The sequence below is a fragment of the Paenibacillus sp. J22FR21 genome, from assembly GCF_056269135.1.
On sequence record NZ_JBWDNJ010000006.1, the window covers coordinates 201,395 to 223,811 of the forward strand.

The following is a 22,417-nucleotide window of genomic DNA, read 5'->3' on the forward strand; positions in this document are numbered from 1 at the left end:
TTGGACGATTTCTGTTGAAGTGTTGCGCTCATCAGAACAACACTTCAACAGCTAACTGGATTTCCAGCCTTTTATGGGGGTAAAGTGCCCTTCGCGCGTATGTAGTCGGCGTACAATTCGGGGGTATTCAAATTTACAAATGCGGCTTCTTCATCAGGAAGAGACCTCATTTCAACAGTGTTCAGCGCATCAAGCAGCGACATTAGTCGAAGCTCACGCCGCTCCAGCCGTTGCCGCAATTCATTTGCCACGCTCGTATGATAGAGTGCGTGGAACGGCTGATTCGCCGTGCGAATGACTTGCGGCATGCCCGCTTCCGGCCGCAATACGCTCTTCTCGCTTGCCAGCTCCAGCATTCGTGCCAGCAGCGAGCCCGATAACACCGGCATATCACATGCCATAACGAAGCCATAACCCGGCTCTTGCATAGCGGACAATGCAGCATGTAGTCCAGCCAGTGGTCCGCAGTCCGGATAGGAGTCGTGTACGAATTGAACTTGACCCGGCAAACCCTCCAGTTGGGTTCTATAGACATCCTCCCGCTCACTGTCGCCAACGGAAACAACGACATTCGGCAAGCCCAGAGCCACCATTTGCTCGGCAACTACTTTCAGAATCACATCACCCTCAGTTCCAATGGGCAGCAATGCCTTATCCGAACCCATTCGCGAGCTTCGTCCGCCTGCCAGAATGATTCCCGTCACCTTCGATATAGCTACTGACACGCTGTCCCCCTCCGATCACCAAATAGTTGCCCTTAGTATACCAGCCCACAGCAGATACCTGTACTCTCTTCTAATCAAAAAGATGCTGAGAGTACGCAAACCGCGCTCTCAGCCCCCAACCTACACCTAGTCAACCGCTTCTGCCGCTGAGAGTCGCCAATTCCAATTCTGAGCATTCAATCCCTATCAAGCCCCCTAATCGAACTGGAGAATGTTTAGGGAACTTAGGTACTATTTCATCAGCGGTCGATGGAAAAGTAGACAGTGCAAAAAGAACCGCCCACACGGGACGGTTCTCCAACATAATGCGATTATTTCTCGTTCCCCCACAAGGTTGGCGAGTTGCCGTTCGCGCCGCGCCATGCATGCCGCCACCGATGCACATCAACGACGCCGACTTCCGGCATGTTGGCGCGCTCTTCCTTCGCCGGCAGTGCCGGGAATGGGTTATGCGGCTCGCTTTGATACCAATAAGCAACGGTCGATAGATCGAGCGTCAAGCTATTGTCATGTCCATGCTCGATGCTCGCATGCAGCGATTTCTCGAAGCGGATCGGATCCTCCAAGAAGAAACGGTAGCAATGCGTGCGGCCCATCCAGCCCAGCTTGTTCGGCACTTTAGCGTAACCGAAATACGGATGCGCATACACTTCATTCGGGCACCAGGAGCTGTTGAAGAAGTCCTCTGTCCCCGTTCCATGCAGGGAGCCCGGCCAATCCTCGCCATCGATCAGCCACATGTCATCGCCTTCGCCGTACCACATCGGACCCGGATTATCGACGTAGTAGTTGATGCCCACAAACTGCCCGCTGCCGACGATATCTGCGAACACATAGTTGTGTTCCGTCGACGGATTGGCGCTTTGCGGTCCGATCACGCTCCACTCCGTTTCTCCTTCTTGCGGATGAACACCTGTGACCTCACGGTTCCACCACGCATGGAACCGGCCTTCAGAGGCAGGAATCTCCGGGTGCTCCTCGAAATCAATATAATAATAGAAGCTCGTAATGGGCTCTGCCGATTGGTTCTCGATCGTAATTCGTGCCCCGTCGCCGAATGGCATCGGAAAATAACAGTTAAACGCTTTGCCGTTCGCAGGAGCCGCAGCAAGCGGAAGCGATGCAAAATTGTATTCTTCACCGAATCCTTGTCCGAAGAAATCGCCAATCGGCGATTCTACGCTCGGCTCGGTTTCGCCGTCCCAATACATCCGAATGACGGCATTGCGACGGATGAACTTGTCCGGCGTACTGATCGTGATCCAAATATGCTTGATGATGCCAGCCCCGGCGATGACAGCAAGATCCGCTGTTTCTCCTGCGGGAATCGGAATAAAGTCGGCATTTCCCCCACTTCGGTCATAGCTCGAAATCCGTTTCGTTTTAATGCCAGGTTGAATCTTACTGATATGGTTTAACATATTCGTCTCCTCTCGCTAGCTCCATGATAGCTTGATTATAACGAACCGCTTCGGATAAATATTTATCAGGACCATGTGACTTTTTAACAACAATTGCTCTTCTGATCAATCGCAGCCAGGGAGGCACGCAGATGCAGGAACATGATATCATCACGGGACTCAGTCCCTACGTTCGTATAGCAATGACAAACATAGCCCCTTCTAATTGGTCCGTTTCCCCGCGGCAAATTTGGGATTACGAGCTTCTTTATTTGCAGGAGGGGAATTTGCTTGTAACGGTGGAAGACGAGACCTACGAAGGCATTCCAGGCGATATCTTCCTGTTTAAGCCGCGGCAAAGGCATTCCATCCGGGTGCTTGGCAATGCGGTCATAAGCCAGCCACATGTCCATTTTGACCTGATCGAGATGCCGGATAGCCCGGACCTGTCGGTGTCCTTTCAGATGTCCAGCCATATGTCGAAGGAACAGCTGGCATGGTTTCGGCCGGACTGGATGTCCGAGGGAGCGCTCGCGCTCCCAAGCCATATTCGGCTTCGTCAACCGAAGCGGTTTGAGTCGATGCTGCTGGAATTAATCGAGGAGTTCCAAATGCGATTGCCGCTTTACGAAACCTCTTGTAAAGGATTGCTTCTCTCCCTGCTCACTTACTTAATCAGACAGCATGACCTCGGCATGAAACGTCCAGGTACGGATATGCAAGCCATCCGCCGGCATCTTCACTCCAAATGGGACAGCGAGATCACGCTGGAGGAGCTGTCTGAACGTTTTAATATCAGCAAGTACTATATGCTGCGCACCTTCAAGAAGCACTATCTCATGACGCCAATCCAATACCATCGTCAAATCCGAATGGATCAAGCCAAACAATTGCTGCGGTACACGAATCTCTCAATCCAGCATATTTCGGATCACCTCGGATTCGGCAGCATCCATGCGTTCAGCCGCGCCTTCAAGGTGGCGGAGGGACTGCCTCCAATAGCTTTCAGAACGAAGAGCGGTCCGAGTGCGGAAGAGATGAACAGTTGATTTTGACAAAAAACGAGATTGTTTAGACCAAGAATTTTCCCCTTAGAACTTATATAATCGTACGTAAGTACAACTTTCATAAGGGAGTGTCGCGCAATGAACAGAGTCGTTATTGACAATAAAGGTATCCCGCCTCTTGCCGGAATATGCTCCTACGAAGAGGCCTGTAAGCCCGGATTTACCGTCGACCAAAGTGTGAATCTGCTGAAGCGTTTCAACTTTATTGCCAAGAACCTCAATCAAATCTTGTCCGCGCATCTGGCAGCTGTTCCGGAATGGGAAGTAAAATGTGCGTTTGGCTATCATCTGTGGCTCGATGCCGAGCACAGCGCCGCTATTCGCAAACGGGTTTCTGAAATGCGCGAGCCTCCCCTGCATCTGGATCAAGACCCGGATGAGCATCTGCGCATCTGGCTTGATGAAGCCATTCGCGCGGAGAATACGGTCGAGCTGCTCACCGGGATCTATCGGGTCATTCGACCGGAATTGGTGAAAGCGCTGTCTAGCTATATTGCGGATGTGAATAAAATCACGGAGCATCCCACGTATCGTCTGCTTCGAGGTATGCTTCAGGACGAAGAAGAAATGATTGCATGGGGAGACGCCGCTCTGACGGCATTGATCGATACGCCTGAGCAGGCGACATTGGCATCGGAGTGGGAAGCCCATCTACGCGCGTTCTTGCTAGCGGCAGGCGGCGTATCGGGCGATCTCGATGCCGTCGTTTGCGAGACTGAACCGCGTTCGGACGGTCAACGCTATGAGATGGACCCGATGCCTCGGCGCGACGAGCGGTTCATCGACCCTTACAACACCTCCGCTAAGATCGATTCCTACTTCTGGGATGACAGCTGCTCGCCGGAAGAGCGCGCGTATTCTTTGATTTACAAACGGCTTCGCGAGATGGATGTACCGGAGTGGATGGGGCCGATTCTGTACAAAACGGAAGGCAAGCCGTGGGAATACTACACCGATCTCAGCCGCCAGCTATGGGATGAAACCCGGCATGCGATGCTTGGGGAAATCGGCCTTTACTTCGGCGGTGTCCCGTTCTATAAGTACCCGATTCATATGGGATCTTCGGTGATCCTGAATACCGAGTTTAGTCCGCAGGAGGCTCACCTCATCCTGTGGCGGATCGAACAAAGCCTCATGCCTAAACATACGGGCAAGCAGAAAGAGTGGGAAATCGCGAAGGATACCAACAATCCGATTTCGCTGCTGATCCAAGATTACGACTGGGCCGACGAGGTGCTTCATGCCCAAATCGGACGCAAGTGGCTCGTTCCGGATTACGGCAGCTTAGCCGCCATGACAGAGAGTGGCGACCAAGCGATGAAGGCATGGGGGCAGGCGAACGTCAAAACGGCCACCTGGTCCGAGCAGACCGAGTGGTGGCCGCAGTTCATGGATGAAATCCGCGCCAATGAGCTGGCGCGGAAGGGTTAGGTTTGGGGCACCGCCATTGGCGGTGCTTCTTTTGGGCTGGACCGGCCGGGCGAGCTTGAACAAGTAGCCTGGCTAAGGCGGGGTTCGCCGGGTCGGTCGGGCTAGCAAGGCTACCGGCTAGAGCGCGACCGGGCCGAGGTGGCCAACTTGGCAGGCAAGCGAGTGCAAGGATGGCGAAGAAGGCCAATTAGCCCTACTCGCTGGCCACGCAGTCGCGCCAGTGGCTGATCACCATGGAATGTTACGCTAAATGCAACATTTGAACGGATTAGCCGCTCCATTCAGTCAAATGCTGCACAAAATGCAACATTGTTCGGTAAACTAACCCTTATTAGGCTGTTTTCACGGGAAATGTTGCATATCGCGCAACATTCCTTTCCCTGCTCGCTCTTTATCGCAAAGATTGTTGCAGGTTATGCAACATTTCGGCCCTCTCGCGGCGCGAAGATGCATAACCAGGTAGATATCCTGCAGCAAATGATTACAGAAAGTAGCATATCGGGTTGGTTTTACTCGGATTGCGACGCCATTAGCGACTATTCCGCTTATGAGTCAGTTTTGGCGTGGTTTCGCCCCACTTTAGCGGATATGCCGCTATCAGCGGTATCCACCAAATCAAAAACAAAGGGGCCGGCTCCACAGTCATGAACAATGACTGCGGAGCCGGCCCCTTAACGCGCTTAAGCCTTCGGATCAAACGAGCTCTTCAGCGACACGATGCGGTTGAAGACAACCTTCGATTCGCTGGTATGCTTCGGATCTACGTTGAAGTAGCCGTGGCGGAAGAATTGGAACTTGTCCTGTCCGCGCGCTTCCTTCATGTTCGGTTCGACGAAGCCCTGCAGCACGTCGAGGGAGTTCGGGTTAATGCGGTCAAGGAAGTCCTTGCCCTCATCCTCCGGATTGTCGAGAAGCAGCGGCTCGAACAGGCGGAATTCCGCAGGTACCGCTTGGGAAGCTTCCACCCAGTGGATGGTGCCCTTCACCTTACGGCCGGTGAAGCCTGATCCGCTCTTCGTTTCCGGATCATAGGTGCAGCGAAGCTCCACTACGTTGCCGGCTTCGTCCTTCACCACTTCTTGGCATGTAATGAAGTAAGCATGCTTCAAGCGGACTTCGTTGCCGGGGAACAACCGGAAATATTTGTTCGGCGGGTTCTCCATGAAGTCGTCCTGCTCGATATAAATTTCACGCGAGAACGGAATTTGACGGCTGCCCATCTCTTCGTTCTCCGCATTATTCTCGGCTTCAAGCATCTCCACTTGCCCTTCCGGGTAGTTAGTGATGACTACTTTCAGCGGTGCAAGCACGGCCATCGTGCGGGGCGCCTTCAGCTTCAAATCTTCACGGATGAAGAACTCCAGCATCCGCTCATCTACCACGCTATAAGCACGCGCTACGCCGATTTCGCGGCAGAAGGCACGCAGCGATTCCGCCGTAAAGCCGCGGCGGCGAAGACCGCTGATCGTCGGCATGCGAGGATCGTCCCAGCTTTCGACGACGCCTTGATCGACGAGCATTTTGAGGTACCGTTTGCTCATGATCGTATTCGTCACGTTCAAGCGGGCAAACTCATATTGACGCGGCTGCGATTCCATCTCGCATTCGATGATCGTCCAATCGTACAACGGGCGGTGATCTTCGAACTCCAGCGTACAGATCGAGTGAGTTACGCCCTCAATCGCGTCGCTGATCGGGTGAGCGTAGTCATACATCGGATAGATGCACCAAGCATCTCCCGTCCGGTGATGATGAGCGTGAGCAATGCGGTACAGCGCAGGGTCGCGCAGGTTGATGTTCGGCGAGCTCATGTCGATTTTGGCACGCAGAATCCGTTCGCCGTCCTTGAATTCACCTGCACGCATGCGAGCGAACAGATCCAAGTTCTCTTCCACGCTGCGATCACGGTAAGGGCTGTTTTTGCCGGGCTCCGTCAAGGATCCGCGCATTTCGCGCATTTGCTCAGCCGTCAAGTCGCAGACAAACGCTTTGCCTTTCTTAATCAGAAGCACCGCACGTTGATAGAGCTCCTCGAAATAATCCGAAGCAAAACGAAGGTCATCCCACTCAAAACCGAGCCAAGTCACGTCCTCTTGGATCGATTCTACATATTCCGTATCTTCTTTCACCGGATTCGTATCGTCAAAACGCAGGTTCGTTTTCCCGCCATATTCGTCGGCAAGCTCAAAATTCAGACAGATCGATTTGGCATGGCCAATATGCAGGTAACCGTTCGGCTCCGGCGGGAAGCGAGTAATGACCTCGCTGACTTTACCGGCTTTCAAATCTTCAGCCACGATATTTTTAATAAAGTTAGAGGATGATGTCTTGTTCTCCATTGCGACCAACCTTTCCTACCTAAAATCTTATCCTACTATCATACACAATTTTCAGAGTGTTTATAAATAGTAATCTTGACATTCCATTGGCGGAATAAATATACTTAGGTTAGCTAACTAAACTAAATGCATGACGCAAAAAAGGAGCACTTCCTATGCAAGGTGATCACGAGCACGAACGCCACACCAGCCACCAGCTTATCCGCGCATTCCGCCAGCTCAAGCATATTCCGTTCAAGAACCGCAACCCGATCGAGAACTGCACGCCCAGCGAGACGATGACGCTGTTTACCATCGGCGGAGCGATGCGCTCCAATCCCGCCGGACTGAAGGCATCGGAACTCAGCAATCTGATGAATGTTGCCTCGCCGACGATCACACAGACTGTGAATGTGCTAACGGCCAGAGGTCTGCTTGAGCGCAGTACGGACCCGAGTGATCGCAGAGTGGTACGAATTAAACTGACGGAGGAAGGCGCCAGACTGACCGGACTTGCTCGAGCCGCCATGCATGCCCGGATGAACGGACTGATTGAGCATCTGGGCGAGGATCGCGCAGAACTCCTCGTAGAATTACTCGATGATGTCTTCGCCTTCTATCATGGGGAGCGACCGGAGGAATGCTCCGCATGGTGCAAGGATAACTCAAACAAACCAACCAATACCAAAGAGGGTGAATAAGCGTTTATGATGAAACTTCTTCGTATGCTGCGGCCTTACCGCATCCCTGTTTTTTTCGTGCTTCTATTCGTATTCCTTCAATCGCTATCGGACCTGTACCTCCCAACGCTGCTCGCCGACATTGTCGACAAAGGCGTTGTGCAAGGCGATAATCCGTACATCTGGCGGATCGGCGGCTTCATGCTGCTCATCGCACTGGGCGGCGGCATCTGTTCGATTGGTGCGAGTTACCTGTCCGCTAAAGCAGCAGGCGGCTTCGGCCGTGACCTGCGCAGTCGTGTCTTCGGACATGTAGAGAAGTATTCCTTGCATGAATTCGACCAAATCGGCACCGCTTCCCTCATTACGCGGACGACCAACGACATTACGCAAGTACAGCAAGTCCTCATGATGATGATGCGGGTCATGGTCATGGCCCCGATGATGTGCTTCGGCGGGATCATCATGGCACTCTACAAGGACGTTAATCTCTCGTTCATCATTATTGCGATCGTACCGATTCTCGCACTCATTATCTTCGCAATCGTCAGTCGCGGTGTCCCGCTGTTCAAGGCTATGCAGAAGAAGATCGACAAGCTCAACCTCGTACTCCGCGAAAATCTTACCGGGATCCGCGTTATCCGTTCCTTTAACCGGATCAACCATGAGCAAAGACGCTTCAATGATGCCAATTTCGATCTGACCGATACATCGATCAAAGTAAACCGGATCATGGCCTCGCTTATGCCTGCGATGATGCTGGTGTTGAACTTCGCGAGCCTTGCCATCGTCTGGTACGGCGGGCTTCGTATCGACGGCGGCCATATGGAGGTCGGTGATTTGATGGCCTTCATCCAATACGCGTGGCAAATCATGTTCGCGTTAATCTTTGCCTCCATGATGTTCGTCATGATCCCGCGTGCGTCCGCTTCGGCAACTCGGATTAACGAGGTGCTGAACATGGTGCCGGATATTACAGACCCAAGCGCGGCTTCTTCGGCTCGTTCAGTCGTTGCAAGCGGCGAGCTTGCGTTCAACAATGTATTCTTTCATTACCCTGGTGCCGAAATGCCGGCGCTCTCCGATATTTCGTTCCGAGCAGGACGCGGCGAGGTGACGGCCATAATCGGCGGCACAGGCTCCGGCAAGTCTACGCTGATCAATCTCATTCCGCGCTTCTATGATGCTTCAAGCGGCAGCATTACGATCGGCGGCATCGATGTACGCCATATGTCGCAGGAGACGCTTCGTTCCATGATTGGCCTTGTGCCGCAGAAGGCGGTGCTCTTCACGGGCACCATTGCCGAGAACATTCGCTTCGGCAAAGAAGATGCGACTGACGAGGAAATTCGCCATGCAGCCGTTGTCGCACAAGCCAATGACTTCATCTCCGAGATGAAGGAAGGCTTCGGCTCGCCGATTGCGCAAGGCGGTACCAATGTATCCGGCGGTCAGAAGCAGCGGTTGTCCATTGCCCGCGCACTTATCCGTAGGCCTTCGGTCTATTTGTTCGACGACAGCTTCTCCGCGCTCGACTTCAAGACGGATGCCAAGCTGCGCGAGGCACTGCGCAGTGAAACGACGGATGCGACAGTCTTAATCGTCGCCCAGCGGGTCAGCACCGTCATGGATGCCGACCGCATCATCGTGCTCGATGACGGCCAAATCTCCGCGATTGGCACGCACCGCGAGCTGCTGCAATCGTCTACCGTCTATCGCGAAATCGTCACGTCACAGCTGTCAGAGGAGGAAATCGCATGAGCGAACTACAGAAAGGTCCTGCAGGCGGCGGTCCGGGCGGCCCCGGCGGTTCAGGCGGTCCGAGACCGGGCGCTCCAACCGGCCCGGGTCCGGGTAATTTCGGCTTTGGCCCGGGACGCGGCGGCCCTGGCGGCATGATGGGTATGCAAGTTCAGAAGGCGAAGGATTTCAAAGGTACCTTGCGCAGATTGACCGCTTATCTGAAGCCACACAAGACGGCACTCCTAGTCGTGCTGTTGACAGCGGTGCTCAGTACGGTCTTCTCCATTCTCGGACCGAAGATCATGGGAAAAGCAACAACGAAGCTGTTCGAAGGACTGATGGGCAAGATCAAAGGCGTGCCCGGTTCAGAAATCGACTTTCATTATATTTGGCAAATCCTTGTTGTACTTGCGGTCTTATATGTCATTAGTGCTCTATTCGGATTCATTCAACAGTATGTCATGGCAAGCGTTGCGCAGAAAACCGTATACGACCTTCGCAAGGACGTTAATGAGAAGCTGGCGCGATTGCCTCTGAAGTTCTTCGATTCCCGGACACACGGGGAAATACTAAGCCGTGCTGTCAACGATGTCGACAACATCAGCGGCACGCTGCAGCAAAGCTTAACGCAGTTCATCACCGCCTTCGTGACGCTGATCGGCGTTGTCGTCATGATGCTGACGATCAGTCCGCTCATGACGCTCATCACGATTGTGACGCTGCCGCTTAGCTTCCTCGCGATTAAGATGATTGCGAAGCGATCACAGCTTTATTTTAAAGGGCAACAGAAAGCACTCGGTGAATTGAACGGCCACGTTGAGGAGATGTACACCGGCCACAATATCGTGAAAGCCTTCGGTCATGAGCGCAAATCCGTTGCCAAGTTTGATGCGGTCAATGAGGAGCTGTATCAATCCGGCTGGCGGGCGCAGTTCGTCTCCGGGATGATTATGCCGATCATGGGCTTCATCGGCAACATCGGCTATGTACTGGTCAGTGTCGCGGGCGGCATTCTGGTGCTGCATAAGTCGATTACAATCGGGGACGTGCAGGCATTCATCTCCTATTCGCGCCAATTCGCGATGCCGATTACGCAAACGGCTCAAATCGCCAACATCATTCAGTCGACGATTGCTTCCGCAGAGCGGATATTCGAGCTGCTGGATGAGGAAGAAGAAGTGTTGGAAGCGGCCGTTCCGGTTGCCATTGTAAGCAATCAGGCTGCAGCCGTTGTCGGCAAAGCGATGAAGCCGAAGGGCGACGTGAGCTTCAACCATGTGCAGTTCCGTTATAAAGAGGACACGGCGCTCATTGAAGACATGGATATCCATGTCCGCGCAGGTCAAACGATCGCCATCGTCGGCCCAACCGGCGCCGGCAAAACAACGCTGATTAACCTGCTGATGCGCTTCTATGAGCTCAATAACGGCAGCATTACCATTGATGGCGTAAACCTGACGGAGCTTCGCCGCGGCGATCTTCGGGGCTTGTTCGGCATGGTGCTCCAGGATACGTGGCTGTTCAACGGAACCATCCGCGACAACATCGCTTACGGACGCATCAGCGCCTCGGAAGACGAGGTGGTTGCAGCAGCCAGAGCGGCTTACGCCGACCACTTCATTCGAACTCTGCCCGATGGCTACGATACGATTTTGAATGAAGAGGCCTCGAATATTTCTCAGGGTCAAAAGCAATTGCTCACCATCGCCCGCGCCATTCTCGCTGACCCTGCCATCCTCATCCTTGATGAGGCGACAAGCAGCGTCGACACGCGGACAGAAATTCATATTCAGCATGCGATGAATCAGCTGATGCAAGGACGGACCAGCTTCGTCATCGCCCACCGCCTCTCGACGATCCGTGATGCCGATCTCATTCTCGTCATGAACCACGGCACCGTGATCGAGCAAGGCACACACGAAGACCTGCTCACCGCAGGCGGTTTCTACGCCGATCTGTACGAAAGTCAGTTCAGCAACCGCAAGCGTCAGGATGTAAGCTAGCACGCAGACGGCAGTACACAAACCTCCACCCTACCTTCCAAGGCGGGATGGAGGTTTTCTCGTTCTTCCCTCTCCACCCACAGTAGTTAAGACTAAAACATGGAAGTACACGGTATACTGAAATGGGGATTATCGCCTGCTAATTTGACAACTGGGGGAGTCCGAGATGATATCCACGATTCTAATTTCCGCCGTATTCTTGCTTGTCGCACTGCCGCTGCTCGGGTTCTTCAGCTATATGTACATCCTCTCCAAGCGGCCCAAGCATTCCATTATCCGATCGCATCCTTTTCTCGGCTGGGTCCGCTATTTGCTGGAGAAGCTGGGTCCGGAGTTCCGACAATATTGGTTCGACAATGATACAGAAGGAAGGCCGTTCTCGCGGGCTGATTTCGTCGGCATCGTGTATGCGGCCAAATACCGCACGGATCTCATCTCCTTCGGCGGCCGGCGCGACTATGAGAAGCCGGGCTTTTACATTTCCAATGCCATGTTTCCTAAGCTGACGAGCGAGCTTAAGGTCGACAACCTTCAGCTTGTGCCCGGCCGAAAATACGTCATCACCGATGAAGGTTTATTTACGCGCAAAGAACGAACGGTCGACGAAAGCGTCAAACGCTGGCTCCTCGCTGACGACGATGTCATTATTGTCGGTCAAGATCGCCCTCAGCCATGGCGGCTTAAAGGCATGTTCGGCGCGTCCGCTACTTCCTTCGGCGCTGTGGGCGAGAACTATATCCAATCGACAGGCAGCGGCGCAGCTATGGCCGGCGGGTCATGGATCAATACAGGCGAAGGCGGCGTTGCAGGCGTTCACCTGGCAACCGGTGTAGACGTCGTTTCCCAGATCGGTCCCGGTATGTTTGGTTTCCGTGACGATCAAGGCAAATTCTCGATTGAAGCGTTCAAGCACAAAGCAGAGAATCCGAACATTAAAGCGTTCGAGCTTAAATTCCATCAGGGAGCCAAGATCCGCGGCGGACATCTGGAAGGCTCCAAAGTAACAGAAGCGGTAGCGGCAGCAAGACTTGTCCCTGTCGGCAAAACCGTCAATTCGCCCAATCGTTTCGAAATGCTGACAGGTCCGGAAGAAGCACTCCGTTTCATCGGATCCTTGCAAGAGGCCGGCGGCAAACCCGTCGGCATTAAGATCGTCGTCGGGGACCCGCAGCGGCTCGAGCCGTTATTCTCGGCGATGCTTGCGCTGAACATCTATCCTGACTTCATCACGGTGGACGGCTCCGAGGGAGGGTCCGGCGCTACGTTCAAGGCGATGGCTGACGGCATGGGGCTGCCGCTATATGCGGCGCTTATCATTCTGGACGACACGGCCCGTAAATTCGGCGTTCGCGAGCGCATCCGCATCTTTGCCTCAGGCAAGCTGATCACGCCGGACAAAGTAGCGATTGCCCTCGCGCTTGGAGCAGACTGCGTCAATTCGGCGCGCGGTTTCATGATGGCTAACGGCTGCATCATGGCGATGCAATGCCACACCGGCAAATGCCCGACCGGCATCACGACAACCGATGCCAAGTACCAAGCCGCACTCGCGCCTGAGGAGAAGCAGTGGCGGGTGATGAATTATATTTTGCAGCTGCGGGAGGGATTGTTCTCGCTGTCTGCGGCATGCGGTCTCGACAGTCCGCGCGGGCTGCGGCGAGAGCATGTCGTATTCACGACCGAAAGCGGCCAAACTACTCGAATTGCCGATCTGTTCCCTTATCCGGAGCCACAATAATGCATGAAGGATTTTTCTGACATTCGTATTGACAAAGACCTTATTTCCCGATTAAACTTACTATATAATATTTAGTTTATTATTAATTGTAAGTAAATTTAGGAGGTCAATTCATGTCTTTGTCCAAATGGGTCGTTGATGCAAGCCACAGTAGTGTTGATTTCACAATCAGACATATGATGATTGCTAAAGTTAAAGGTACGTTTCACGAATTTAATGCCTCCATCGAAGCGGATCCAGCGGATCTGACTACGGCGAACATCGAATTTAATGTCGCGCTTAGCAGCATCGACACTCGCAATGCCGATCGTGATAACCACCTTCGCACAGGCGATTTCTTCGATATCGAGCAGTACCCAACACTATCCTTCAAATCGACATCGATCAGCAAAACGGATGATGGCGAATACGACGTGACTGGCGATCTAACTTTGCACGGCTTGACTCGTACAGAAACATTCACCGTTACTTACGAAGGCAGCGGCAAAGATCCATGGGGCAACGAGAAAGTTGGCTTCAGCGGTAAAGGCGCTATCAAACGCAGCGAATTCGGCCTCACTTACAACGCAGCGCTTGAAACAGGCGGCGTTCTAATCGGCGACGAAGTGAAATTCACGATCGAAATCGAAGCTTCCAAACAAGCTTAATCGCACTTAAACAAAAAGATGGCAGCAGGGGGTTACCCTTGTGCCATCTTTTTTTGGTTTGCTTCACACGCATCCCCTCGCCTAAGTAGCAGGGCCACTGCAGGGCCACTGCAGGGCCACAAGAAATGTTACGTTTTCTGCAACATTTCCGGGGTTTATCGAGCTTATTCTAGTAGATGATGCACAAAGTGCAACATTTTCGTTCTAATACGCTCATATAGCGCTCTTCTGCTCAGAAATGTTGCATTTCCTGCAACATTAGCTCCCCAGTACCCTCATGACGGCCAAATTGTTGCACTTTATGCAACAATCATGCACTCTCGCTCGCTCCGAAGCCCCGCCTAAGCAGCAGATGGCAGCAGAGGTTACCCTTGTGCGATCTTCGCACCTCCCGCCTAAGCAGCAGGAATAAGCAACTGGCATTACTCTTTTCTCTCGTTACGGCCAATTTGTTGCATTTCCTGCAACAATCTCGCACGCGCCACCTAAGCAGAAGAACCATATCACCGCATGGCTGCCAGCACGAAGCATCTTCGTCGTCAGACGCAGAATTCTTCCCGCTCTTCTAGCGAAACCCGCTTATCGCCAATGCGCACATGGATAACCGGCCCCTGTTGATTAACCACCGTAATGCGGCCATCCCGAACTTCAACAAGCAGCGTATTGCTCAGCATCGCGATCCCTTCTGCTCTTACCCAGTCCACCCCATCCGGCAGCTGCGGTGTAATCTCGATCAGCTGTTGGTCGGCATATGGACGGACGCCCAGCATCCCCGTGACCATATTCCCGATAACCGAATACGACACCTCCGGGTACTCCCTGCGCTCCATCCCTTCGTCACACAGCGTAAGAATAGCCCGATAGGCCTCTTCTTTCTCACCCGTGGCATAATAGATGTCTGCCAAATGCGACATCTCCTCCACATTGGAGACACCGTTGCGAATGATATCCTGCACCGCCAGCCGCCGTTTCTCACCAGACAAGATCAGTCCAAAGTATACAGGCATGTATTGCGCCGACAAGTAATAGCTCGTATGGAAGCGACCATCCTGCAAAATAGCCGCACTGAACCGCTGCTCCGCCTCACTCCACCACTCTGCATCAAACTTACGCTGCAGCCGCTCCGCCAAAGCCATATAATGTGCCGCTTTATCAAACTCCCCGCGCAGTGAAGCAATCGCACTATAGGCGGCATAAGCGCCATATTGCGCCGCTACCAGGTCGCCTCCCACCTTCGGAGTAAGCGAATCCTCCACATAAGACGCAATACCGCGCCGACCTTCCCCCCTCACATGGTCGGGAATGCCGTCGCCATCGCGATCCCAGCGCTGCACGTACTCATCCAAGCTCCGCTCATAGAAGTGAAGGAAGCGTTCATCGTTCAAGTAGTCGCGATCGCCGCTCCACAAATATTGCCGATAGCAGCAGTCAATCACATCGAAGTTTGCGGGCAGGTTATACCAGAAGTCTTCATCATTCGTATAATCATCCGGGCATGGAAGCCCGTCCTTCGTGATTTCCCAATACGTACACCAATCCTTGGATTCGCTAATGTTCTCCGCAAACTTCAGCAGCATATTCTTCGTATGTGCGCCTAATCCAAGCACGGCCGCCCCTGCACTCATATGCGCCACATCGCGCATGCAGAATGCCTGACGCCCCGGCAGTGCGGCTTCATACCACGGCCCAACCGGATCACTTGCCGACGCATAAGCCAGCGCCTGCTCCGTCGCCCAGCGCGCAGCAGCCTGAAGCCCAGCAGATGAAGAAGTCAGCTTAAACGGACTTAATACGGACATCGGACTCACTCCTTAACCTCCCTTATCTCAAAGCAACCGAATCTATTTAACCGAACCTAACGTAATCCCACCGATAAAATACTTCTGCAAAAACGGATACACGCACAGAATCGGCACCGTCACGAGGACAGTTGTCGCCGCACGCAGCGTCTGCGGAGATAAGCCCTGAAACTTATGCAGCAGTAGCTGTTGATCGCGAATTTGCTGCGTGGCCTCGACTTCCAGAAGCAGCCTACGAAGGTACACCTGGAGCGTATCGAATTTGCCGTTAAAGTTATACAGAATGACATCGAACCATGAGTTCCAGTGCCCCACTGCTCCATAGATAGACACAGCGGCGAATACGGGCATCGCTACAGGAATGACAATGCGCCAATAGATGCGCAGTTCCCCTGCTCCGTCAATCCGCGCCGATTCGAACAGCGCTTCCGGCAGGTCGGAGATATAAGAAGCCATGAGCAGCATGAAGTACGCATTAATAATCCCCGGAATCCAGTACACCTGGAACGTATTCGTCAGATGGAGCTGGTTCATCAGAATATAAGTCGGGATGATGCCGCCGCTGAAGTACATCGTCATGAAGAACAGAATGCGCATAAACTTGCGGCCCGAGAACGTCCGAATGCTGATGATGTAAGACAAGAGCCCCGTAACGAATAAGCAGGTTCCCGTGCCGACCACGACACGCAGAACGGACCAGCCGAGCCCTTTCAGCAGCTTCTCATTCTCGAACAGCATGCTATAGGCGGAGAATGAGAACTTGCGCGGGAAGAAATAAATGCCGCCGCGCGCCGCATCCTTGCCGTCATTAAAGGACAAAGCCAGCAGATTGATGAACGGATAGACAACGATAAAAGCCAGCAGCAGCAGAGCGGCAACAATAAGGACATCCGCCACCCGGCTTGCAAAAGAGTTCTTGATATAAGAGGTTTCCATCGCAGGCAGTCCTCCTTCCTAGAAAATAGATGATTGCATGTAGCGCTTGGACAGACGGTTCGCCACGATGACGAGAATAAGACCGATTCCGCTCTTCATCAACCCGACGGCTGTTCCGTAGGAGTAATTCCCGAGCTGAACGCCGAAGCGATACACATACGTATCAATAACCTCGTAATGATCCTGCGTGAGCGGATTGCCGATCAAGAGCTGCTGCTCGAAGCCGGCATTCAGAATGCCGCCAATCGCGAGGATGAGCAGAAGTACGGCTGTAGAGCGGATGCCCGGCAGCGTAATATGACGCACAAGACCGAAGCGCCCCAGCCCGTCTACCCGGCCTGCTTCGTACTGCTCCTTATCAATCCCCGCAATAGCGGACAAGTAAATAATGGCGGAGAAGCCCATGTCCTTCCACACGTTGCTGCTAACAAGGATCGTCCAGAAGTATTTGCCCTCTGTCAGAAATCCGATCGGTCCGTCAATGAAGCCAAGCCTGATCAATATATCGTTCAGAATCCCGTCGCTTCCCAGCAGCGTGATGAGGATGTTAGCCACCACCACCCACGAGATAAAGTAAGGAATGTACGACAGCGATTGAATGGTCTTTTTAAAATAACGGCCTCTCAATTCGTTCAGCAGCAGCGCGAGAATAATCGGAGCGGGAAAACCAACGATTAAGTTTAAGAAGCTGATTACGAGCGTGTTGCGCATGATTTGCAGAAAATCCGGTTCATTGAAGAAGCGAACGAAATTGTCCAGCCCGATCCAATTGGAGAACATGGAATGTCCGGGGATATAATTCTGAAAGGAGATGAGCAGTCCATACATCGGGTAATACGAGAACGTAAGCACCCATGCGATCATCGGAATACAGAGCAGCCAAATTTGCCGTTCACGCCGCACTCTTTTCCACAGCTGTGTCATACTTGAGCCTCCATTTCCTATGAGAAAGGGAACCGCCCCGAACAGGAACGATTCCCCCGCTTTGCGCGTCGTTACTGCATTTTAGCCAAATTGCTCTGATACTCCTTGGTACGGAAGGCTTCAATATCCTTCAGGCCTAGCTTCTCTGCTTTATCGCGCATATCGTTGAAGGCGTTAACCGCATCCTGCTCGGTTTTGCTCATAACCGCCTTGGCAAACCCGGTTTTGATCAAATCTTCAATCTGCTGATTGACGATGGTAAGCGGATTATCGACCGAGAAGACGACGCGTCTTGCGGTATTGTCATAAATCGTATCCTTCAGGTTCGTGTTCATCAGCGCTTTCCACTTGTCTTCCATGTTGAAGTTCTGATCGTACCAAGCGGTGCTCTTATTGTCGTCGCTCATGAGTCCTTGCGGATGAGCCAGCCAAATTTGATTCCAGCCCGTAAGCTCATCTTCCTTCTCAAAATCAAGCGTGCCCGCAAACAGCTCCTTCTTGTGCTCCTCGTTGAAGGACCATTTGCCGCCTTCTTCATAATTCCACACCGACTCCGGTAAGTTCGGAATGCCCCAGCCCAATAAACGCGTGCCGATCGGCGTCATTTCAAAATCAAGGAATTTGATAATGTCTTCCGGATGCTCTTCTTTATCTGTAATGACCGTATAGTTCCAACCCGTTGTATCTTTAGGCGACAAGTATGCGGCTTCGGCCTCCGGTGCTTTCAAGCTGATTTGCACGTAGCGCTGCTCATCCGTCCAGCCCTGCATCGTCGTCTTCCATACCTCATGGCCGGCATTCCACGACTGCCACCAAGTTCCGATATGGCCCAGGATACGTTCGTTCGAGAACTTCAGTTTCCAGTCATCGAATTTGTTCAAGAAGCTGTCTGGATCCATCAACCCTTCGCGGAAGAAGCGATTGTAATATTTCACCGCATCAAGACCTTCCGACGTATTCAGCCAGTGCGTCAGGTTGTGGCTTGCATCATCCTTGTAGCCATCCTTCAAGCCCCAGATGCCCATGACGTTGTTGATGCCCACTTGATCGTTCCAGGAAATCGCGTACGTTTTCTCGCCCTGCGCGTTCTTCGGATGTTCGGCCACCATTTGCTTCAGCACATTGTAGTAATCATCCGGCGTCTCGATCTTCGGCGAGCCCATCGCTTGATACCAATCCCAGCGAATATGAGCACTAAAGTCCGGAATCGGCAAGTAGCCCCAGCCTCTTGGCACGCCCCAAAGCTTGCCATCCTTGTCCAGATAGGAGTTATATTTGGCACCGAGTTCTTTCTTGATGTTCGGGCCGTACTTGTCTACCAGAGGAGCTAAGTCAATCAGCTTGCCTTGGGAACGCCATTTGTCCAGCGACTCGCTGTCAATGGATGACATGACGCCGGGATAATCGCTGGAAGCCAGCATCAGGTTCAGCTTCTCTTTGCCATCGACATCATATTGCGTTTTCTTCACGTCAACGTTGAAATTCTCGAGGAGGTAATCATGAATCGCAACCAGCTTCTTCGCCGCTTTATCGGGATTGTCTTTGTCTGCGGAATAGTAATCGATCGTAATCGTCTTCTCGGGAACCGTCCAGCCGAACGCATTAACCTTCGGTGCAGCCGCTGCATCTGTCTCTGTATTCTGCTGCGTGTTTGTTGCTGCGCCTGTCGATTCGTCGTTCGTGTTCGCATCCTTAGCGTTGTCCGAACAGCCCGCCAGCAGCCCTCCGGTTAGAAGCACCGAGCCTAATACCATAGCCGTACTTTTTCTAAACTTCATCCTTTCATCCCCCTAACAGTGATAGTGTTTCGCTCGAGACGTAATGCTTACATGACTTATACTAGGGGACATGAATGGAATTGAGGATGTACATATCTTCACGAGTATGTGTTATTCATCACTGGGATGACAGCGTTTACACGAGCTTCCGATATTCGCTTGGCGTGACACCGACAACCTTCTTGAACAGCTTGGTGAAATGCGGGTAATCCGGATACCCCACCCGCTCGCCGACCTCGTAGGTTTTGAGCTGTTTCTGCTGACTCAGCAGCCTCTTGGCTTGCTCAATCCGGTATTCAATCAAGTAGGTGATGAACGACTTGCCTGTCTCCTGCTTGAACATGTTATAGAAATGCGTGACCGATATATTCAGCACCGAGAGCAGCTCATCCAGCTTGAACTGCGGATCGGCGTAACGAGCTTGAATAACGGCAATTGCATCGTAAATGGCGGAGTGTTTCCCCCAATTTCGACTGCCTCTTACTTGACCCAGCCCATGAAGAAGCATGTCGTGAAAATGCTGAATCATCTCAGAGAGCTGCTCTCTCCACACAAGTTCAAAGGCAAGCGGTGTTCCCCGTTCTTCCGAATGATGCCGAATGGCGGCAGCCGTGTCGAGCAAACTCTCTTTCTTCTGCTCATCCGGCAGCTCGTAGCTCAGAATCATCCGTACAACCCCATCAGCTGCCGCTTTCACGCCGGGCTCGTCCGCCTTCCAAATCAGCTCGAACAGCTCTCCGGATACTTGCAGGCATTGAAACATGAGGTCGCTCTTCGTGTGGCAGCACTCGATTTTCTTCCGGTGCTTCTCGTAAAGGCCCAGCATCAGTTCCTTAACGGCGGAGACGCGAATCGGCTTCAAAATATAATCAGCTACGCCATAACGCAGCGCTTCCCGCGCATAATCAAACTCCCCATAACCGGATAGGATCACGATCTCCGGCTTCCAGCCCTTCTCGTGTATGGCGCGAATCAGCTCCAGCCCGCCCATGACGGGCATGCTGATATCGGTAATAATGACATGCGGCTGTTCCCTCTCCGCCATTTCCAGCGCTTCTTGACCGTCCATCGCTTCCCCCACGATGACGAAATCGGGATGTGTATCGGTTACTATTTTGCGCATGCTCAGCTTGATCATCGGTTCATCATCAACCAGCAAGATGCGGTAGCTCATCGGTCTTGTCCTCCTTTGATTGGGCATGAAGCGGCAGCACCAATTGAATCGTAGTTCCGTTCTCATCCGAGGCTGCAATATACAGGCCATACGGATCTCCGAAGAGCATCCGCGTGCGTGAATGCACATTATGCAATCCAATTGACAGCGAGCCCGGTTGCGGGCTGAAGCGACTCGCTGCGTCGGTTTCATTTTGCTGGAAGACTGTATTGTAACGTTCCATCGTTTCAGGCGGCATGCCATGTCCGGTATCTGTGATTTCCAGCACGAATCGGTTGTCATCGACGATGCTGCCCGCAATTCGAATTGCGCCGGGACGGAGTTTATGACGTTCATAGCCATGTTTGAAGCAGTTCTCCACAATTGGCTGGAGCGTCGAACGCACGGCCGGAATTGAAGCAGCTAGCGAACGGTCGACATCGATCCGATACGTAAACGTTGGATAACGCTCGGATTGAATCGCCAGATAAGCTTCGATATGCTGTAATTCATCTGCCAGAAACACGCCGCCGTTCGGATTCTGTACATTGTAGCGGAACATATCTCCCAAGGAGACAATCATATTGCTAATTTTCTCGTTCCCTTCCACGATGGCGTTGGAGTTAATAAACTCCAAGGTGTTATATAGAAAATGAGGATTAATCTGCGCCTGCATCGCATGCAGCAGCGACTCCTTCTGCTTCACTTCAAGCTCTTTCTCCCGAAGCTCGGACACATGCACGATTTCGATGAGCCGCTTGATCTCCTCGACCATTTTGTTAAATCCGCGGTACAAGCTCCCAATCTCATGCCCTCCGCCTTCACTCGGAGCTTTCGCGGTGAAATCGCCCATTTCTGCGCTCTTCATGAGCTGCAGCAGCTTCACCAAGGACTTGGTAATGGAGTAGACCACCCCGCTGGCAGCCAGCATCGACAACAGGAATAGCAGGACCAGCACTGCAATTGAAATTCGGCTTACGGTGACGATCGATTGATTGAGCTCCGACAGCAGCACCTCTGAGATCAAGGTCAAATCGGTGCGATCTGAACGAATAAACACGACTAGCTTCTTGCCTTGATCCGTATTCATCGTAAAGGTGCCGCTTTGCTTCGTACCCATCTCCTTTAGATAGTTAGCCGGGACAACCTGCGACAGCTGGTCATCCTGCGGATGATAGATGACTTGATTGGCGGAATCCGCCACCCATACAAACCCTGTCCGCCCAAGCTGCACCTGCTGAATGATATGCACCATCTCATCGCGCTTAAGGTCCACGATGAGCATCCCTTGCTTCATCGTGCTTTGCGGCGGATTAAATTTCATCGCCATTGCCACGACCCTTGTGCTCGGTGTCCCTTCGAAGCCCATGATTCGGAATTTCCCCGGAGACTTCAGCCGTTTGAGATAGAGCGAATACCGCTGCTCCGCAAGCATGAAGCTTGAGCTTGAGGTCGCTTTAATCCTGTCAGAGATGAGCGAGATCCCCTGAATATCCTGCCGATTCATGACGATCTTGGCAAACAGCTCCTTCTCGATTCGATAAGAAAGCTCATAACGCTTAATGGGGTCATCATCCTGATTGTTGAGAAATGCCCCTGTCAAATCACTCGCCAGCATGGGCAGCATCGTCCGCTGCACTTCCGTGAAATACGTCTCCAAATGCAGATTGACCTGGTTCACCATCTGGATACTGGAATCTACCGCATTGCTCTCAATCACCTCGTAGGTCCGTTCATACCAGATCCAGCCGAGAATCGGCAGCGGAAAATAGAGAAAAATCATAATGAAAAGCAGCTTCTTCTGAAGTGAAACAGGCTTCAAGCGCTTCATAAGTAACCCTCCAATAAGCAATGGCTGTCGCCGTCGCAGTCGCAGATCGCGAGATAAGTCGATGAAATCAATGAACGAGGAACGATTAGAATTTGAATATAATCGATAATCTATGAAAGCGCTATAATAATTCAAGCTACAGCGACTGGGCATAAATGGAATGTTCATCGGCCCCTACCCATACAATGAGGGATGAGTCAAAAGTCTGCGCGCTGCCCCTGCGGCAGTGCCGCTCAAACGGTGG

The 22,417-nt window shown here is 52.5% G+C and carries 16 protein-coding genes; 7 read left to right on the forward strand and 9 right to left on the reverse strand.

Going from position 1 to position 22,417, the window contains the following annotated elements:
* Nucleotides 1-71 precede the first annotated feature (71 nt).
* Together mobA and AC0YNS_RS21905 are read right to left on the reverse strand one after the other, a co-directional pair.
* Entirely contained in the window at nt 72-725 is a 654-nt protein-coding gene (gene mobA, locus AC0YNS_RS21900; RefSeq protein ID WP_475783087.1) for a molybdenum cofactor guanylyltransferase, read from the reverse strand.
* A gap of 311 nt (nt 726-1,036) precedes the next feature.
* The gene (locus AC0YNS_RS21905; RefSeq protein WP_475783088.1) at nt 1,037-2,146 is read right to left on the reverse strand and encodes a glycoside hydrolase family 172 protein; all 1,110 of its coding nucleotides are present in this window, start codon (nt 2,144-2,146) and stop codon (nt 1,037-1,039) included.
* 131 nt (nt 2,147-2,277) lie between these two features.
* Here AC0YNS_RS21905 and AC0YNS_RS21910 point away from each other — a divergent pair, with 131 nt between their 5' ends.
* Both AC0YNS_RS21910 and AC0YNS_RS21915 read left to right on the forward strand, forming a co-directional pair.
* On the forward strand, nt 2,278-3,174 hold the full coding sequence (locus AC0YNS_RS21910) for an AraC family transcriptional regulator (RefSeq protein WP_475783089.1): 897 nt from the start codon (nt 2,278-2,280) through the stop codon (nt 3,172-3,174).
* A gap of 96 nt (nt 3,175-3,270) precedes the next feature.
* Complete coding sequence (locus AC0YNS_RS21915) at nt 3,271-4,623, forward strand: hypothetical protein (RefSeq protein ID WP_475783090.1); 1,353 nt, start codon at nt 3,271-3,273, stop codon at nt 4,621-4,623.
* Nucleotides 4,624-5,303: 680 nt separating this feature from the next.
* Here AC0YNS_RS21915 and AC0YNS_RS21920 read toward each other — a convergent pair.
* On the reverse strand, nt 5,304-6,962 hold the full coding sequence (locus AC0YNS_RS21920; protein WP_090982104.1) for a glutamine--tRNA ligase/YqeY domain fusion protein: 1,659 nt from the start codon (nt 6,960-6,962) through the stop codon (nt 5,304-5,306).
* Nucleotides 6,963-7,117: 155 nt separating this feature from the next.
* Here AC0YNS_RS21920 and AC0YNS_RS21925 point away from each other — a divergent pair, with 155 nt between their 5' ends.
* From AC0YNS_RS21925 to AC0YNS_RS21945, 5 genes are all read left to right on the forward strand, one after another.
* Entirely contained in the window at nt 7,118-7,642 is a 525-nt protein-coding gene (locus tag AC0YNS_RS21925) for a MarR family winged helix-turn-helix transcriptional regulator (RefSeq protein WP_475783091.1), read from the forward strand.
* Nucleotides 7,643-7,648: 6 nt separating this feature from the next.
* On the forward strand, nt 7,649-9,382 hold the full coding sequence (locus AC0YNS_RS21930) for an ABC transporter ATP-binding protein (protein ID WP_475783092.1): 1,734 nt from the start codon (nt 7,649-7,651) through the stop codon (nt 9,380-9,382).
* Complete coding sequence (locus AC0YNS_RS21935; RefSeq protein WP_475783093.1) at nt 9,379-11,367, forward strand: ABC transporter ATP-binding protein; 1,989 nt, start codon at nt 9,379-9,381, stop codon at nt 11,365-11,367. The genes AC0YNS_RS21930 and AC0YNS_RS21935 overlap by 4 nt, the downstream gene beginning before the upstream one ends.
* Nucleotides 11,368-11,533: 166 nt before the next feature.
* The gene (locus AC0YNS_RS21940) at nt 11,534-13,105 is read left to right on the forward strand and encodes a glutamate synthase-related protein (RefSeq protein ID WP_475783094.1); all 1,572 of its coding nucleotides are present in this window, start codon (nt 11,534-11,536) and stop codon (nt 13,103-13,105) included.
* Between the two features lie 113 nt (nt 13,106-13,218).
* Nucleotides 13,219-13,752 (forward strand): YceI family protein, encoded by a 534-nt coding sequence (locus AC0YNS_RS21945; protein WP_475783095.1) that lies wholly within the window; start codon nt 13,219-13,221, stop codon nt 13,750-13,752.
* 539 nt (nt 13,753-14,291) lie between these two features.
* On the opposite strand, the gene AC0YNS_RS21950 is transcribed toward AC0YNS_RS21945, so the two are convergent.
* The 6 genes from AC0YNS_RS21950 to AC0YNS_RS21975 form a co-directional block, all read right to left on the reverse strand.
* Nucleotides 14,292-15,551 (reverse strand): MGH1-like glycoside hydrolase domain-containing protein, encoded by a 1,260-nt coding sequence (locus AC0YNS_RS21950; protein WP_475783096.1) that lies wholly within the window; start codon nt 15,549-15,551, stop codon nt 14,292-14,294.
* A 42-nt stretch (nt 15,552-15,593) separates the two neighbouring features.
* A complete protein-coding gene (locus AC0YNS_RS21955; RefSeq protein WP_475783097.1) occupies nt 15,594-16,487 on the reverse strand; it encodes a carbohydrate ABC transporter permease in 894 nt (297 codons plus the stop codon).
* Between the two features lie 18 nt (nt 16,488-16,505).
* On the reverse strand, nt 16,506-17,411 hold the full coding sequence (locus AC0YNS_RS21960; protein ID WP_475783098.1) for an ABC transporter permease: 906 nt from the start codon (nt 17,409-17,411) through the stop codon (nt 16,506-16,508).
* 71 nt (nt 17,412-17,482) lie between these two features.
* The gene (locus tag AC0YNS_RS21965; RefSeq protein WP_475783099.1) at nt 17,483-19,189 is read right to left on the reverse strand and encodes a sugar ABC transporter substrate-binding protein; all 1,707 of its coding nucleotides are present in this window, start codon (nt 19,187-19,189) and stop codon (nt 17,483-17,485) included.
* A 136-nt stretch (nt 19,190-19,325) separates the two neighbouring features.
* On the reverse strand, nt 19,326-20,363 hold the full coding sequence (locus tag AC0YNS_RS21970) for a response regulator transcription factor (protein ID WP_475783100.1): 1,038 nt from the start codon (nt 20,361-20,363) through the stop codon (nt 19,326-19,328).
* On the reverse strand, nt 20,338-22,173 hold the full coding sequence (locus AC0YNS_RS21975) for a sensor histidine kinase (RefSeq protein WP_475783101.1): 1,836 nt from the start codon (nt 22,171-22,173) through the stop codon (nt 20,338-20,340). The genes AC0YNS_RS21970 and AC0YNS_RS21975 overlap by 26 nt, the downstream gene beginning before the upstream one ends.
* Between the last annotated feature and the right edge of the window lie 244 nt (nt 22,174-22,417).

What these genes read in the sequence shown, in the direction of transcription:
- AC0YNS_RS21905 (WP_475783088.1), bottom strand. Translation starts at nt 2,146, where the DNA reads ATGTTAAACCATATCAGTAAGATTCAACCTGGCATTAAAACGAAACGG.
- AC0YNS_RS21910 (WP_475783089.1), top strand. Translation starts at nt 2,278, where the DNA reads ATGCAGGAACATGATATCATCACGGGACTCAGTCCCTACGTTCGTATA.
- AC0YNS_RS21915 (WP_475783090.1), top strand. Translation starts at nt 3,271, where the DNA reads ATGAACAGAGTCGTTATTGACAATAAAGGTATCCCGCCTCTTGCCGGA.
- AC0YNS_RS21920 (WP_090982104.1), bottom strand. Translation starts at nt 6,962, where the DNA reads ATGGAGAACAAGACATCATCCTCTAACTTTATTAAAAATATCGTGGCT.
- AC0YNS_RS21925 (WP_475783091.1), top strand. Translation starts at nt 7,118, where the DNA reads ATGCAAGGTGATCACGAGCACGAACGCCACACCAGCCACCAGCTTATC.
- AC0YNS_RS21930 (WP_475783092.1), top strand. Translation starts at nt 7,649, where the DNA reads ATGATGAAACTTCTTCGTATGCTGCGGCCTTACCGCATCCCTGTTTTT.
- AC0YNS_RS21935 (WP_475783093.1), top strand. Translation starts at nt 9,379, where the DNA reads ATGAGCGAACTACAGAAAGGTCCTGCAGGCGGCGGTCCGGGCGGCCCC.
- AC0YNS_RS21940 (WP_475783094.1), top strand. Translation starts at nt 11,534, where the DNA reads ATGATATCCACGATTCTAATTTCCGCCGTATTCTTGCTTGTCGCACTG.
- AC0YNS_RS21945 (WP_475783095.1), top strand. Translation starts at nt 13,219, where the DNA reads ATGTCTTTGTCCAAATGGGTCGTTGATGCAAGCCACAGTAGTGTTGAT.
- AC0YNS_RS21950 (WP_475783096.1), bottom strand. Translation starts at nt 15,551, where the DNA reads ATGTCCGTATTAAGTCCGTTTAAGCTGACTTCTTCATCTGCTGGGCTT.
- AC0YNS_RS21955 (WP_475783097.1), bottom strand. Translation starts at nt 16,487, where the DNA reads ATGGAAACCTCTTATATCAAGAACTCTTTTGCAAGCCGGGTGGCGGAT.
- AC0YNS_RS21960 (WP_475783098.1), bottom strand. Translation starts at nt 17,411, where the DNA reads ATGACACAGCTGTGGAAAAGAGTGCGGCGTGAACGGCAAATTTGGCTG.
- AC0YNS_RS21965 (WP_475783099.1), bottom strand. Translation starts at nt 19,189, where the DNA reads ATGAAGTTTAGAAAAAGTACGGCTATGGTATTAGGCTCGGTGCTTCTA.
- AC0YNS_RS21970 (WP_475783100.1), bottom strand. Translation starts at nt 20,363, where the DNA reads ATGAGCTACCGCATCTTGCTGGTTGATGATGAACCGATGATCAAGCTG.
- AC0YNS_RS21975 (WP_475783101.1), bottom strand. Translation starts at nt 22,173, where the DNA reads ATGAAGCGCTTGAAGCCTGTTTCACTTCAGAAGAAGCTGCTTTTCATT.